14 protein-coding genes are annotated in these 14,444 nt (G+C 62.7%); 4 read left to right on the top strand and 10 right to left on the bottom strand.

What is annotated here, in order from left to right; all coding sequences use genetic code 11:
• Window positions 1–3: 3 nt before the first annotated feature.
• The 5 genes from ACXYMS_RS07050 to ACXYMS_RS07030 form a co-directional block, all read right to left on the bottom strand.
• Window positions 4–1,077 carry an ABC transporter permease gene (locus ACXYMS_RS07050; RefSeq protein WP_458904945.1) on the bottom strand — a complete coding sequence of 358 codons (1,074 nt, stop codon included), beginning with the start codon at window positions 1,075–1,077 and terminating at the stop codon, window positions 4–6.
• 51 nt (window positions 1,078–1,128) lie between these two features.
• Window positions 1,129–2,460 (bottom strand): CmpA/NrtA family ABC transporter substrate-binding protein, encoded by a 1,332-nt coding sequence (locus ACXYMS_RS07045; RefSeq protein ID WP_458905925.1) that lies wholly within the window; start codon window positions 2,458–2,460, stop codon window positions 1,129–1,131.
• A 428-nt stretch (window positions 2,461–2,888) separates the two neighbouring features.
• Window positions 2,889–4,100 carry a CmpA/NrtA family ABC transporter substrate-binding protein gene (locus ACXYMS_RS07040; protein ID WP_458904943.1) on the bottom strand — a complete coding sequence of 404 codons (1,212 nt, stop codon included), beginning with the start codon at window positions 4,098–4,100 and terminating at the stop codon, window positions 2,889–2,891.
• A 9-nt stretch (window positions 4,101–4,109) separates the two neighbouring features.
• Window positions 4,110–4,700 (bottom strand): ANTAR domain-containing response regulator, encoded by a 591-nt coding sequence (locus ACXYMS_RS07035; RefSeq protein WP_458904941.1) that lies wholly within the window; start codon window positions 4,698–4,700, stop codon window positions 4,110–4,112.
• Window positions 4,701–4,804: 104 nt separating this feature from the next.
• Entirely contained in the window at window positions 4,805–5,665 is an 861-nt protein-coding gene (locus ACXYMS_RS07030) for an NAD-dependent epimerase/dehydratase family protein (protein WP_458904939.1), read from the bottom strand.
• 180 nt (window positions 5,666–5,845) lie between these two features.
• On the opposite strand from ACXYMS_RS07030, the gene ACXYMS_RS07025 reads away from it, so the two are divergent.
• Entirely contained in the window at window positions 5,846–6,184 is a 339-nt protein-coding gene (locus ACXYMS_RS07025) for an SH3 domain-containing protein (protein WP_458904937.1), read from the top strand.
• Window positions 6,185–6,288: 104 nt separating this feature from the next.
• Entirely contained in the window at window positions 6,289–7,290 is a 1,002-nt protein-coding gene (locus ACXYMS_RS07020; RefSeq protein WP_458904936.1) for an asparaginase, read from the top strand.
• On the opposite strand, the gene ACXYMS_RS07015 is transcribed toward ACXYMS_RS07020, so the two are convergent.
• Both ACXYMS_RS07015 and ACXYMS_RS07010 read right to left on the bottom strand, forming a co-directional pair.
• Entirely contained in the window at window positions 7,287–7,982 is a 696-nt protein-coding gene (locus ACXYMS_RS07015; RefSeq protein ID WP_458905924.1) for an RES family NAD+ phosphorylase, read from the bottom strand. The genes ACXYMS_RS07020 and ACXYMS_RS07015 overlap by 4 nt on opposite strands.
• Complete coding sequence (locus tag ACXYMS_RS07010; RefSeq protein ID WP_458904934.1) at window positions 7,976–8,386, bottom strand: antitoxin Xre-like helix-turn-helix domain-containing protein; 411 nt, start codon at window positions 8,384–8,386, stop codon at window positions 7,976–7,978. The genes ACXYMS_RS07015 and ACXYMS_RS07010 overlap by 7 nt, the downstream gene beginning before the upstream one ends.
• 152 nt (window positions 8,387–8,538) lie before the next feature.
• Between ACXYMS_RS07010 and ACXYMS_RS07005 the strand changes: the two genes are divergently transcribed.
• Both ACXYMS_RS07005 and ACXYMS_RS07000 read left to right on the top strand, forming a co-directional pair.
• Window positions 8,539–10,047 carry a helicase HerA-like domain-containing protein gene (locus tag ACXYMS_RS07005; protein WP_458904932.1) on the top strand — a complete coding sequence of 503 codons (1,509 nt, stop codon included), beginning with the start codon at window positions 8,539–8,541 and terminating at the stop codon, window positions 10,045–10,047.
• Complete coding sequence (locus ACXYMS_RS07000) at window positions 10,047–10,598, top strand: LOG family protein (RefSeq protein ID WP_458904930.1); 552 nt, start codon at window positions 10,047–10,049, stop codon at window positions 10,596–10,598. Before ACXYMS_RS07005 ends, ACXYMS_RS07000 begins: the two co-directional genes overlap by 1 nt.
• Before the next feature lie 180 nt (window positions 10,599–10,778).
• Here the strand turns inward: ACXYMS_RS07000 and ACXYMS_RS06995 are convergent, their stop codons facing one another.
• The 3 genes from ACXYMS_RS06995 to ACXYMS_RS06985 form a co-directional block, all read right to left on the bottom strand.
• Window positions 10,779–11,330: a response regulator gene (locus tag ACXYMS_RS06995; protein WP_458904928.1), complete on the bottom strand. Its 552-nt coding sequence runs from the start codon at window positions 11,328–11,330 to the stop codon at window positions 10,779–10,781.
• 154 nt (window positions 11,331–11,484) lie between these two features.
• Entirely contained in the window at window positions 11,485–12,090 is a 606-nt protein-coding gene (locus ACXYMS_RS06990) for a superoxide dismutase (protein WP_458904927.1), read from the bottom strand.
• Between the two features lie 99 nt (window positions 12,091–12,189).
• Entirely contained in the window at window positions 12,190–14,271 is a 2,082-nt protein-coding gene (locus ACXYMS_RS06985) for a S9 family peptidase (RefSeq protein WP_458904925.1), read from the bottom strand.
• Window positions 14,272–14,444: the final 173 nt, after the last annotated feature.

Raw genomic sequence — 14,444 nt, 5'->3', positions numbered from 1 at the left:
CTCCTATCGCTTGCCGGAGAAGGTGAACGCGGTCTGCAGGGTGAACATCACCCGGTCGAGCAGGAAGCCGATAATGCCGATGGTGAGCACCGCCACGATGATGCGGGCCAGCGAGGTGGAGGAACCGTTCTGGAATTCGTCCCAGACGAATTTTCCAAGGCCAGGATTCTGCGCCAGCATCTCGGCCGCGATCAGCACCATCCAGCCGACACCGAGCGAAAGCCGCAGGCCCGTGAAGATCAGGGGCAGGGCGGAGGGCAGCACCAGCTTGGTGATCGTGGTGGCAGTAGAGAGCTGGAGCACCTTGCCGACATTGACCAGGTCCTTGTCGATCGAGGCGACACCCAGCGCCGTATTGATGAGCGTGGGCCAGAGCGAGCAAAGGGTGACGGTAACCGCGGAGATGACCAGGGCCTTGGGAAAAGCGTCGCTGGCGTCCACATAGGTGGCCGAAACCACCATGGTGACGATGGGCAGCCAGGCCAGCGGCGACACCGGCTTGAACAATTGCACCAGCGGATTGAGCGCACCATTGAACGGGCGGCTGAGGCCAGAAGCGATGCCGAGCGGAACCGCGACAATGGTGGCGATGATGAAGCCGAGGCCAACGGTCTTGAGCGATGTCAGGATCTGGTCGAGATAGGTCGGCTTGCCGGTGAAGGCGCGCCATTTGACGTCGTCTTCACGACCCTCGGCCACTAGTTCGGCGTTGCGCTCGTCCTGCCGGGCATAGAATTCGGCCTCTTTCTCGCGCTCGGAAACATGGTCCTGCCAGAGGGCGCCGGTTTGTTCCCAGACCTGCGCGGGACCGGGAATGGCCCCGAGCGAGGTCTGCACCTGCGGGGCCAGGCTCGCCCAGGCGATGATGAAGATGGCAATGCCCAGCAGCGGAAAGAACAGACTGTCCCGCAACTCGCCCATCTGTTCGCGCAGATCGTCGCCAGCAGCGATCTTGAGCAGAGGCACGAGCCACCCCAGGCCCAGTGCGGTGAGCCAGGCGGCAGATCGATTGATGGCGGTGAACAGTTTTTGCCGGCGCTCGCCCGATGGGGTGGAGGCTTCGCTTGCAAGGGTCATATCGGTTTATCCTCGGGGCTGGGATGGCCGGCGAACCGGCCACCTGAGCGATCAGTTGCTGGCTACGACTTCAGCGCCTTCGACCCGGTCACCGGTCTTGAGGCCAATGGGAAGGCTGTCGATATAGGCGTTGGGGGCGGTGCCATCATAGGTGACGCCATCGATGAATTCGGCTGTCGGGTCACGGTAGCCAGTGCTGTCCCACGGGACATCGGCTTCTTCGATCAGGCCTTCCTCGACCAGGAGGCGCGCGGCTTCGAGATAAAGGTCCGGGCGATAGACCGACCGGGCAACGTCATCATACCAGCTGTCGGGCTGGTCTTCGGCGACCTGGCCCCAGCGGCGCATCTGGGTGAGATACCAGACCGCGTCGGAGTAATAGGGATAGGTCGCAAAGTAGCGGTAGAAGACGTTGAAGTCGGGCACCTCACGCACATCGCCGGGCTCGAATTCGAATGTACCGGTCATGGAAGCGGCGATGACCTCGGCATCGGCACCGACATATTCGGAGCGTGACAGGATTTCCACCGCTTCGGCACGGTTGGCATTGTCATTCTCGTCGAGCCACTTGGCCGCGCGGATCAGGGCCTTGGTGAGGGCGATGGTTGTGTTGGGATTGGTCTCGGCAAACTCGGCGGTGATGCCGAACACCTTTTCGGGATTGTTCTTCCAGATTTCATAGTCGGTGATGACCGGCACGCCGATCTTCTTGAACACGGCTGCCTGGTTCCAGGGCTCGCCCACGGCATAGCCGTCAATGGTGCCGGCTTCGAGCGTGGAGGGCATCTGCGGCGGCGGGGTGACCGAGAGATAGGCTTCGGCAGCAATCTGCCCGGAGACATCCTCGGGCGAATAAAAGCCCGGATTGACGCCGCCGGCAGCCAGCCAATAGCGCAGTTCGTAATTGTGGGTGGACACAGGGAAGACCATGCCGAGGTTGAAGGGGCGGCCCTCGGCGTCGAATTCGTCGATTACCGGCTTGAGGGCAGCCGCGGAAATGGGGTGAACCGGCTTGCCGTCAGCGCCCATTTCCAGATGCGGCTTCATGAGCTCCCAGACAGCGTTGGAAACGGTGATGCCATTGCCGTTGAGGTCCATGGAGAACGGGGTGACGATATGGGCCTTGGTACCGTAACCGATGGTTGCCGCAAGCGGCTGGCCGGCCAGCATGTGGGCGCCGTCGAGCGCGCCCGTAATGACGCCGTCGAGCAGCACCTTCCAATTGGCCTGCGGCTCCAGCGTGACATAGAGGCCCTCGTCCTCGAAATAGCCAAGCTCATAGGCGACGGCGAGCGGCGCCATGTCGGTCAGCTTGATGAAGCCGAACTTGAGTTCATCCTTCTCGACATCGAGCATGGCCGCCGAACTGGCAGTACTCGCCATCAGGCAGGCAGCAAGACCCGCGAACAGCAAGAGCAATTGGCGTGGCGGCGTGGGGCTGGCAGGCTGAGGCATCATCGTCTCCGTGTTGTGTCGACAAACCGGCCCCGCCCGGAGCACTCCAAAAAACAAAAGCCGCCAACTGATCCGCGCTCCGATCTCAGATCGGACGCTTGCCAGTTGGCGGCTTTGCCATTGGAGCGCCCTGCATCGGACGCCGATATCTATGAGCCGTCTTGGGAGGAGCTCATTCGCCAACCTCATTGCACGAAGCGTGCCAACTCGGCGCTGGATCGATTTGTTGTGCTCTGGCAGTGATTTGAATTTATCGACAGGGCAATGCCGAGGTGACGCATCTGCTTGTTGGAGCGGCAGCCTGAACAGGCGCGCGCCTATCAATTAGGCAGAAACACACACTGCGACAAATATAGTCACGCCTTTGAGCGCTGTCCGGCGATGTAGGAATCGAGGGCGGCGGGGTCGAATATGGCGCCATCGAAAAAGCGGTTCGGACCCGATGTCAGCGTGCCATTGAGGGCGGGGATGTCGTGGCTCTGGGCCTGGTCGCCGTCGCGGCGATAGTCCTCGGCGGGCACGGGCGCGCCGATGGTAGCGAGGGCAGCACGATAGAGGTCGGGACGGAACGTGGCGGCGGCCAGATCGGCATTGGCCGGGCTCGCGGCAATCTCGCCCCAGCGCACCATCTGGCTGTAATACCACAGGGCATGGCTCTTCCAGGGGAAGTTGGCGGCACCGTCATGGGGCACGAAATAGTCCGGCATCGAGACCTGCTGAACGCCGCCGTCGATCTGGCCGGTGAGCGCCCGCGCGACAATTTCGACCGGCTGGTTGAGATAGGCCGGTGCGGCCATGATCCGGGCGGCCTCAAGCCGGTTCTCGGTCTTCTGGCACCATTGCGCGGCCCGGTAGATGGCGCGGATCACTGCCGAGACGATCTCGGGATGCTGCTCAGCCCAGTCGGCGCGCATGCCGATGGCCTTGTCCGGGCTCCATTGCCAGATCGATGATTTGGTGGTGGCGATACGGGCGCCGTGATTGACCACGCCCACGCTGTTCCAGGGTTCGCCGACGCAATAGCCGTCAAGGCTTCCCGCGCCCAGCGCTTCGGGCAGCAGGGGCGGCGGCAGCACCACGATCTCCACGTCGCGATCCGGCATGATGCCGCTGGCGGCCAGCCAGTAGCGCAGCTCGTAATTGTGCGAGGAGGTCTGGTGCACCACGCCGAAGCGCAGTTTGCGTGTCGTCGAGCGCACCACCTTGGCAAGGGCCTCGCCAGCAGGCCCGGCCGCCATGTCGCCTGGCGCGCCGGCATTTTCCATGGCCGACCAGAGCTCAGCACTGACCGTGATGGCATTGTTGCCCAGGCCGGTCATGACCGGGGTGATCATCGGTGTCGCTATGGGTGTAAGGCCCAGATTGGCGGCAATGGGCATGGGTGCCAGCACCAGGGCAATGTCGAAATGGCCCAGCGCCGTGCGGTCGCGAATATTGGCCCAGGACGTCTCGCGGGTGAGGGCGAGGGAGAAGTCTTCGGCTTCGGCAAAGCCCAGTTCATGGGCAAGAACCAGGAGGACACTGTCGAGCAGGGGGAGGAAGCCGGCGGTGAGATGGGGACGGAACATGGCGATTTCCTACGGCCCAAGCAGATTGGCGGCGGTGATGAGGCTCTGGGCAATGTCCACGAGCCGGCGGTTCTGGTTCATGGCGGTCTTGCGCAGGAGGGCATAGGCCTCGGGCTCGCCCAGGCCGCGCGTCTTCATCAAGATGCCCTTGGCCTGGTCGACGATCTTGCGCTCTTCGAGCGCACTGCGCGCTTCCTCAAGTTCGCGGCTGAGGCGCGAGAAGGCATTGAAGCGGGAAATGGCCATGTCGAGGATGGGCTTGACGCGCTCCTTCTTGAGCCCGTCCACCACATAGGCCGAAACGCCGGCCTCGACGGCCTTTTCGATCATCGCGCCGTCGGAGCGGTCGACGAACATGGCAATGGGGCGCTGGATGGCCCGGCTGAGGGAAAAGAAGTGCTCGAGCGTGTCGCGCTTGGGATTTTCGAGATCGATGAAGATGACGTCCGGCGCGGTCAGCGCAATGGTGCGGCCGACCTCGTTGACGTCATGGATGACGGCGACGCGTTCATAGCCCGCTTCACGCAGCCCCTCCTCGATAATCGAGGCGCGAATGCGGTTCTCATCGATGATCAGGATGGACAGGTCGGGGCTCGGCATCGAGGGCACTTATGCTTGTGCATAGAAAAAGCACAAGTGTCCAAAATGCACATTTCAGATGCAAAATTGCTTGCAGTTGACCTATGCGACAGCGAAAGGCTGGGCTATTTCAGCTCGTTCCGCCAGCTGAACTGGGGCGAATAGCCCAGCATGCGCTTTGCCTTCTCGATGGAGAGCAGCGTGCCATTGGTGGAGATATTGCCCTTCTGCTCGACGCTGGGGAACACCTCGGCCAGGAGGGAAATGTTGGAGCGCGACATCACCGAATCCGCATTGGCGATGATGAAGGCCTCAAAGCCCTTGAAATCGGCCTGGATGGACCGGCGCACCGCCTGCGCCCCGTCACGCGCATCGATATAGGCCCAGAGGTTCCATTTGCGCTTGCGCGGATCGCTGTCAAAGCCCGGGAAGGCCTTGTAGTCCTCCGGATACATGACATTGGAAAAGCGCAGCCCCACCATGCGCAGTTCCGGATCCCAGCGGCAGAACTGGGCGGCCATGGTTTCGTCGAGCAGCTTGCCCAGCGAATAGGCGCTTTCGGGCCGTGGAAAATACTCCTCATCGACCGGCGCATAGGGCGGCGGATTGTCGAAGGGCAGGCCGAGAACGGTCTCGCTGGAGGCAAAGACCACGTTCTTGATGCCGGCGAGCCGGCAGGCTTCGAAGACATTGTAGCTGGAGGTGACATTGTTGGAGAGCGTGCGCGCATTGGCGGCAAGACCGGGCGCTGGAATGGCGGCCAGATGCACCACGGCATCGAAGGGGCCCCCTCGTTCATCAACGCCACCCAGGACCGCCCCGGCCACCTCGCCGAAATTGCTCAGGTCAATCCTGACACTGGGGCAAATGGGTTCGCTGAGCGCCTGCTGGTCGACATTGAGGACGTCGTAACCGTGCTCGACCAGATCGCGTAGCACCGCGCGCCCGAGCTTGCCGCTGCCACCCGTCACCAGAACCTTGGCCATTCGAACCTCCTCTTATTCAACGCGAATTTCCCGCGCCTGTTGTGATCAAGCCTAGTGCGGATTGGCCGTTCTGCCAACCAGCGCGAGGATGAACGGAGTCTGAATGACACTCTCAGCATGGGTTCAATGGGCGGCCACTAGGGTCCCTTCAACGCTTCAACCTGTCCAGAGGGACATCAAATGAACAAGGCTCAGGAAAAGGTGCTCGTGGCCACGCTGTGCGGCCTCATCGTCACCACCGCCGCCGCTTTTACCGTACAGCCCGCCATGGCCGCGGGCTACCAGGTCGACACGCTGGCGCAGATCACCGGCGTGGCTCATTGGGACCAACTTAATGTGCGCAAGTGGCCCGCCAGCTATTCCCAGAAGGTCGGTGCCTTCGAGCCCGGCGTCCATGTCTGGGTCGAGCGGTGCATCGAGGTCCAGAACAGCTCGGACTGGTGCCTGGTCGACCGCAGCGACACCAAGGGCTGGGTCAATTCCCGCTTCCTCACACCCGCCTACGACTGGGACAACTGACCCCGTCGCGCCTGCCTCAGTACTGCGTATCTCCTTTCCGTGCATGTTGACTTTTCCGGTCCTCGGTTGTTCGTGGTGAACAGTCTTGGACCGGAGCTTTTTGCATGGACGCCAACCCCATTCTTGCCGAAGCCGTGCGTGGCAATTGGGTCGAAAACCGCCATCGCGGGGCTTTCATCATCGTCGATGCCGACGGCGCATTGATAGCCTCGGGCGGCGATGTCGAGCGGCCGATCTTTCCGCGCTCGGCCATCAAGTCCATGCAGGCGCTGGCGATTTTTGACCGGCACGCGATCGACCGCTTCCATCACAGTGCCGAAGAACTGGCCCTTGCCTGCGCCTCCCACCATGGCGAAGACGAGCATGTCGACAATGTCGCTCATTTCCTCGACCGCATGGGATTGACCGTCTCGGACCTCGAATGCGGCGCCCACATGCCCACCAATAGCAAGGCGCGCGCGGCCCTGCGGGCGGCGGGAGCGGAGCCAAGTGCGCTGCACAATAATTGCTCGGGCAAGCATTCGGGCATGCTGAGCGTGGCGCTGGCCATGGGCGTGCCGACGGCGGGCTATGTCGAGCGTGAACACGATGTGCAAAAGGCCGTGCGGGCCGCGATGGAATATGTCATCGGCGAGGACCTGACCGAGGACCGCTGTGGCACCGATGGCTGCTCGATTCCCACTTGGGCCGCGCCATTGCGCGCCTGGGCGCAGGGCTTTGCCCGCATGGCGACCGGCAAGGGCCTCGACAATGGCCATGCCGCCGGCGCGAAACTGCTGTTCGACGCGGCAACCAGCCATCCGCATCTGGTGGCCGGGACGGGGCATCTGGATACGCTGGTCATGACGGCCTTCCGAGGGCGCGTCATGCAGAAGGGCGGAGCAGAGGGTGTGCAATGCGGCGCCATTCGCGACAAGGGCTGGGGCTATGCGCTCAAATGCGACGACGGCAACATGGCGGCCAGCCATGCCATGGTCGCGGGCCTGCTGCTGAAATATGCCGATCCGGATGCGGCGCAGAAGGACGTGCTGGAACAGTTTGCGCGGCAGCCGACCAGGAATGTGCGCGGTACAGTGGTTGGGGAAATGCGGGCGGTTGGGTTCTAGAGCCCAAAGATCGCCTGCGTCCGGCAATTGCGGATTTTGTCGACCTTCTGGCCGTCCCAGTGGAAATCAAAATGGTCGGCCTGCACCGGGACCGGGATGAGGTCGGGCCAGAAGATGCCTACGCATTCCCCATCCGGGCAGCGCACCGAGCGGTAAATAATTCCATTGCTGCCGGTATTGCGCAGGTCCCGCCCCAGCGTCTGCGGGGCGGAGTAGTCGTCCGGGTGGTGATAGCGATCCAGCGACCGGACATCGTGCAGGTCGAGATTCACGCTGTTGACCAGAAGACGGAATTGCGAAGTCCAGCCCGGCGTCTCGGCGCTTGCGGCCATGGCACGCGCCTGGTGATGGGCGACTTCCCTGATGGCGACTTCCTCGCGACTGCCGGCGCTGTAAAGGCCATAACTGCCATCCGTGAACCGCCCTGGCCGGTCGGGACTGACATGCACGAAAGGCGCCATGAGATAGCTCGAGCCGGGCCCTGAAACCCGCCGCTCCGATGGGACCAGGTCAAGCCGACCCAGATGCTCCCAGAGGCGCGGGTTGGTCTTGGACTCGGCGGAGGCCAGGGCCTCCCAGTCGCGGGGATCGGCAATGTCCTCGAAGAGGTCGATCGGCGGATGGATGGAGCGGATGATCCGGTGGGCCCTGGGCCAGTCGATATGCGCGATGGCGATGGTGTCACTCACCAGCCGCCGCGCTCCGCATCGAGCCAGGAGCGGACTCGCACCAGGGCAAAGATGCTGCCTTCGGTCATGATCTCGACAGGGGTGCGGCCGCCAAGGGCACTATTGGGTTTCCTGACCCAGGCATAGCCGCGCTCGGGCTCGGAAAAGAGAAAGCGCAGGCCCTTGTGAATGCCCATGAGGAGGGAGAGACGCGTGGCGAGGTCGCGGTCGATACGGCCCGGTTCACCGACCTTCCAGCGCGCATAGGTGCGGGCCGCCAACCCGCCCAGAATATCGCGTGCTTCGGCATCGCTCAATTGCCAGTGCTCGAACAGGCGCGTCACGGCGCGGGCCATGGCGGCTGCTTCTTCTTCGGTGATGACAGGCACATCCGGCAAGGCCCGGGTTCGCGGCAGTTCAACAAGCATCGCAAAACTCCTGTGGCGTAAAATAAGAGTGATTTTGCCAAATGGCAAGTCTGGCCGATCGTCTTCGTGCGGATCTCCTGCCTGTCTGCTTGTTCGCGCCCTCCACCGGCGGCTATAACAGCGATCGAAGATTGACCAACAGGTGATGCGGCATGCTCGTGGACGGCAGGATCTTTTTGGGCGTGAGCGACAAGCCGGAATATCTCAACCTCGAATATGCCAATCGCCACGGTCTGATTACCGGGGCCACCGGCACTGGCAAGACGGTGAGCCTGCAGGTGCTGACAGAAGGGTTTTCGGCTGCCGGCGTGCCGGTCTTCGCCGCCGATATCAAGGGCGATCTCTCTGGCGTGTCCAAGCTGGGGCAGGCGCAGGGCTGGCAGACCAAGCGGGCCGAGGAGATCGGGTTCACCGATTTCGCCGATGATGTCTATCCGGTGATCTTCTGGGATTTGTTCGGCGCCCAGGGCCATCCGGTGCGCGCCACCATTTCGGAGATGGGCCCGGTGCTGCTCAGCCGCATCCTCGACCTCAATGACACCCAGGAGGGCGTGCTCAACATTGCCTTCAAGCTGGCCGATGAAGAGGGTCTGCTTCTGCTCGACCTCAAGGACCTGCGGGCATTGCTGAGCGATGTTCAGGAGCGCGCCAGGGAAATCTCGGGACGCTATGGCAATGTGACCTCGGCCTCGATTGGGGCCATCCAGCGGGCGCTGCTGGTGCTGGAACAGCAGGGCGCGGACAATTTCTTCGGCGAGCGGGCTCTTTCCATTGCCGACCTGATGCGGACCGACAAAGATGGACGGGGTGTGGTCTCCATTCTCGCCGCCGATCAGCTCATGCAATCGCCAAGGCTCTATGCCACTTTCCTCCTCTGGCTGCTCTCCGAACTATTCGAGGAATTGCCCGAGGTGGGCGACGCGGAAAAGCCGAAGCTGGTGTTCTTCTTCGACGAGGCGCACCTGCTGTTCGATGATGCGCCCAAGGCGCTGATCGACAAGGTCGAGCAGGTGGTCAAGCTCATCCGCTCCAAGGGGGTGGGCGTCTATTTCGTCACCCAGAACCCGGTCGATATTCCCGAAAGCATTTTGGCCCAGCTGGCCAACAGGGTGCAGCACGCGTTGCGCGCCTATACGCCCCGCGAGCAGAAAGCGGTACGGGTCGCCGCCGAGACATTCCGGCCCAACCCTGCCTTTTCGACCGAAGAGGCGATCACCCAGTTGGGGATCGGCGAGGCGCTGGTCTCGGTGCTGGAGGATAAGGGCGTGCCCTCCGTGGTGGGGCGCACCTTCATCCGTCCACCTTCGGCCCAGGTGGGGCCGATTTCTGTGGCAGAGCGCGACTCAACGCTGGCGAACTCGCCCGTGGGTGGCCTCTATGACACCGTGCTTGACCGCGAATCCGCCTTCGAGGTGTTGCACAAGCGCGCCCGCGACAGGCAATTGGCCGACGAGCGTGCCGAATATGACGCGCAGCGTCAGGCCGAAGCCGAGCAATTGGCCAAGGAGCGCGCCCGCGCCGAAAAGGCAGCCGCGCCGCGCCGCAGCACGCGCGCGTCGCCGACCGAGGCAGCAATGACGTCATTCGCACGCACCGTTGCCAACACGCTGGGACGCGAACTCGTGCGAGGCATTCTCGGTGGCCTCAGGGGGAGGCGCTGATGGCCGCTCCCGTCCAGTCTGCCATAGCCGTCGCCATCTTTGCCTCTGACAAGGGGCCGGGCGACCCGGAACGGGCCAGCCTGATGGGCGAGGTCGGACGGGTGTTTGCCCGCAAGGGCGCGCGCATGCTGTGCCTGGCCGAACAGGGCATCATCCCCGTGCCGCTGATCACGGCGGCGCGCACGGCCGGCGGGACAGTCGAGATCGTGGCCGATGCCAGCATCGTGCTGCCCCAGGCACTGGGCGGTGTTCCGATCACCGTGCTGCCCGATCGGGCTGAGCGGCTGGCCTATCTCGGCGCGGCCAGCACGGCCTTCGTGGCGTTGCCCGGATCGCTGGCCTCGGTATCATCGCTGTTCGGCACCTGGGCCTCGGGCAGTTCCCGGCCGGTGGTGATGCTCAACCGCCACCGTGCCTTCGAGGTCTTACGAGGCTTTTCCGTGGATGTTCTGGCCGCTGCGGTTCCCAATCACGACCGCAATATCCAGTTCGCCGACAGCGTCGAGGACCTATGGAACAAGGTCATCTGGGTCAGCGAGCAGCGGCGGTAGGCGAGGGGCCTAGATGGGGCTGGTTGTCGTGCCCTTCTCCCCTGAGGGGAGAAGGTGGCCCGACAGGGCCGGATGAGGGGTTTAGCTTTGAGGTTGGCCGAGGGGTCTTCACCCCTCACCCCAACCCTCTCCCCTGAGGGCGAGGGGGCGCAGGAACCGATTGCTCAACCCTAACTTGGATTAGCTCAGGGGTCCGAGATCGGGCCGCTGGGCGCGGCGATCGGGAAAGAGCGGCACCACATTGTCGGTATAGCGGCGGCCGGGATGCGGCTCGGGCAGGCGCGCCGACGGGCGGTTGCGCCGCTCCGGGCCGCGATAACCGGCACCCAGAGCGCCGACGACGCTGCGATTGAGCAGACGCGTCTGCACGCGTTGCAGCAGATGGCGAGGCGACATCGGCTTGACCACCACCTCGTCGATGCCGGCGCTGATTGCCTGCTGGCGCATGGGCGGGGTAACGGCCCGGGTGAGCGCAATGACCGGCAGTTCGCGCGACACGAAAGCGGGATCCAGACGGATGGCCTCGACCATTTCATAGGCCGGGCGCCCCTCGCGGTCGAAATCAACGACCAGCAGATCGAGCGGGGCAATGCGCATATAGGCGAACAGCTCGGCTTCGCTGTCGAAAGGGCGCACCCGCAGGCGTGAGTCGCCGACCAGCACCATGGTCAACACGGCGCTGAGGGCCGGGTTAGCGGCCAGCATGGCTATGGTCTTGCCCGGAACGCTCACGGCTTCCCCTTTTTATCGTTAAGCCTTCGTTAACATGCGCCACAGGGGGTTTGAAGGGCGGGGTTGGAGTTCCCCAAAGCGATTTCGAAAAAGGTAAACCCGCCAGCGGCTTGCGCTGACGGGTCTGGAAATCGATCGGGTCGATGATCTGGAATTAAGCCGTGGCGTCCGCGAACATCTTTTCCACGTAGTCCCAGTTCACCAGGTTGTCGAACCAGGCTTCGAGATATTTCGGGCGGGCGTTGCGGTAGTCGATGTAATAGGAGTGTTCCCAAACATCGACGCCCAGGATCGGGCTGGCGCCGCTGACCAGCGGAGATTCGCCATTCGGGGTCTTGGAAATTTCGAGTTTGCCGTTTTTGACCGAAATCCAGGCCCAGCCGGAGCCGAACTGGGTGGTGCCGGCGGCGATGAAATCAGCGCGCAGCTTGTCGTAACCGCCCAGATCGCTGTCCACGGCCACCTGCAGCTTGCCCGGCAGGGACTTGCCGCCGCCATTGGGCTTCATCCAGTTCCAGAAGTGGATGTGGTTGTAGTGCTGGCCGGCATTGTTAAAGAGGCCGGCATTCTTGCCATGGCTCTCCTTGACGATCTCTTCGAGGCTCTTGCCTTCCAGACCCGAGTCCTTGAGCAGGTTATTGCCATTGGTCACATAGGCCTGGTGGTGCTTGTCGTGGTGAAACTCGAGCGTTTCCTTGGACATGTAGGGGCCCAGCGCATCATAAGCATAGGGCAGGGCGGGGAGTTCAAAGGTGGTCATTTTAGCCTCCAGTTGGATTTCAGGATGACGCCGGCACAAGCCGCAATTCGCGGTGAGTTATAGGCAGATGCGTTGGCCGCAACAATGTCGCGCGTGGAACTAAACGTCCAGTCCGGCTGACTTTATTGCAAAGGCATAGCACTGGGCAGTTTCCTTGAGGCGGTCGAAGCGGCCGGACGCGCCGCCATGGCCGGCGCCCATATTGGTCTTGAGGTATAAAGCCGCGTCCCCGCTCTTGGTTGCCCGCAGTTTTGCCACCCACTTGGCCGGTTCCCAATAGGTGACGCGCGGATCGGTCAGGCCGGCAAGCGCGAAGATCGGCGGATAGACCTGATCGGACACTGCCTCATAGGGCGCATAGGCAGCAATGCGGCTATAGTCATCGGGCGAGGTGATCGGGTTGCCCCATTCAGGCCATTCCGGCGGAGTGAGCGGCAGCGTCTCGTCCAGCATGGTATTGAGCACATCCACGAAGGGCACCTGCGCGATGACACCGCCCCAAAGGTCGGGGCGCAGATTGGCAATGGCGCCCATCAACATGCCACCGGCCGAACCGCCCTGGGCAACGATGCGGCCCTTCTGCGTATAGCCGGCCTCGATGAGCATTTCGGCAGCGGCGATGAAATCGGTGAAGGTATTGGCCTTGTGCTCGCGCCGGCCTTGCCTGTACCAGCGATAGCCCTTGTCCATGCCGCCCCTGATATGGGCGATGGCATAGACAAAGCCACGATCCACCAGCGACAGCACCGACACCGAAAAGGCAGCGGGCATCGACATGCCATAGGCGCCGTAGCCATAGAGCAGGGCGGGGTTCGACCCATCGAGCTGGATGCCCCTGCGGTAAAGCAGGGTCACCGGCACCTGTTCGCCATCGGCCGCTGTGGCAAAGAGGCGTTTGGTTTCATAGTCGACCGGGTTGTGGCCCGAGGGCACTCCCTGGGTCTTGAGCAAGGTGCGCTTGCCGGTTTCAAGGTCGATGTCGAACACCTGGCTGGGCGTCGTGGGGGAGGAATAGGACAGCCGGAAGACGCTGGTATCGAATTCGTATCCGGTGGACATTCCGAGCGAATAAGCCTCTTCGGCGAAATCGACGGTTTCCTCCTTGCCGGTCCTGAGGTCGCGGGCGACGATGCGCGGCAACCCGTCCTCGCGTTCAAGGCGAAGCATGTGGTTCTTGAGCAGGGACAGATCGAGGATCAGCACGCCCTCGCGGTGCGGAACGAGGTCGACCCAGTTCTCCGCGGACGGATTGTCTGCCGAGACCGTGACGATCTTGTAGTCCTCCGCACCATTCGCATTGGTACGGATATAGAGAACGCCATCCCGCTCATCGACCTCATATTCGCGGTCGATGACGCGTGGGGCAACGAGGCGCGGTTCGCCGCCCTTTTCCGCGTCGATCAGCCAGACCTCGCTGGTCTGGTGGTCGTGAACATCGATGATGATGAATTTGTCAGATAGCGTCTTGCCCACCCCGACGAAAAAGCCGGGGTCCTTTTCTTCGTAGATGATCGGGTCCGCCGACTGGTCGGTGCCGATGACATGGCGACGAATGCGGTAGGGCCGGTGATTGTCGTCATATTCGGTGTAATAGAGCGCGCGGCTGTCATTGGACCAGACATAGGCGCCGGCAGTGTCCTGGATGACCTCGTCGCTGTCCCTGCCGGTGGCGAGGTCGCGAAGCACGATGTCGTAATATTCCGAACCAGCGCGGTCGGCGGCCCAGGCGAGGGTGCGGTGCGACGGATCGTGGCTGGCGCCGGCAAAACCGAAATAACTCTCACCGGCTTCGATGTTGCAATCGAGCAGCACTGTCTCCTCGCCGCCATTGCGGGGTGTTCGCACGATCTGGGGATATTGTTTCCCCTCCAGCATGCGCGAGTTATAGGCGAACGGCCCGTCGGGGGAGGGCACACCGCTATCGTCTTCTTTGATGCGGCCGCGGATTTCCTTGTAGATCGCGTCCTGCAGGTCGGCCGTGGGCTGCCCGAACTGGCTCTCGTAATAGTCGTTCTCGGCTTCGAGATAAGCGCGGATTTCCGGATCGAGCGTTTCAGGCTTCTGCATCACCTCCTGCCAATTATCGGCGCGCAGCCACGCATAGGGGTCATCGCGGGTGACGTTGTGATGCGTGTGGCTGTGGGGAACGCGCCTGGCGAGGGGCGGTGTGGCCTTGGTCATGATCTCTCCGCGATACAGTCGGCCGGGGCCGCGTGAACAAGCTGCAAGAGCACATAGGCCGACCGATGCGGCAATGCCAGCCCCGGAAATGGTTGAAAACACATGGCCCTATGGTCGCACCCGGTCCGATTCCCCTTGTTCCCCGGTCGCCAATCGGTAAGGTCGCAACCCTA

The organism is Devosia sp. CAU 1758 (genome assembly GCF_054482695.1).
The sequence above is the reverse complement of the archived record's forward strand: the minus strand, read 5'-3'. Positions and strand labels throughout refer to the sequence as shown.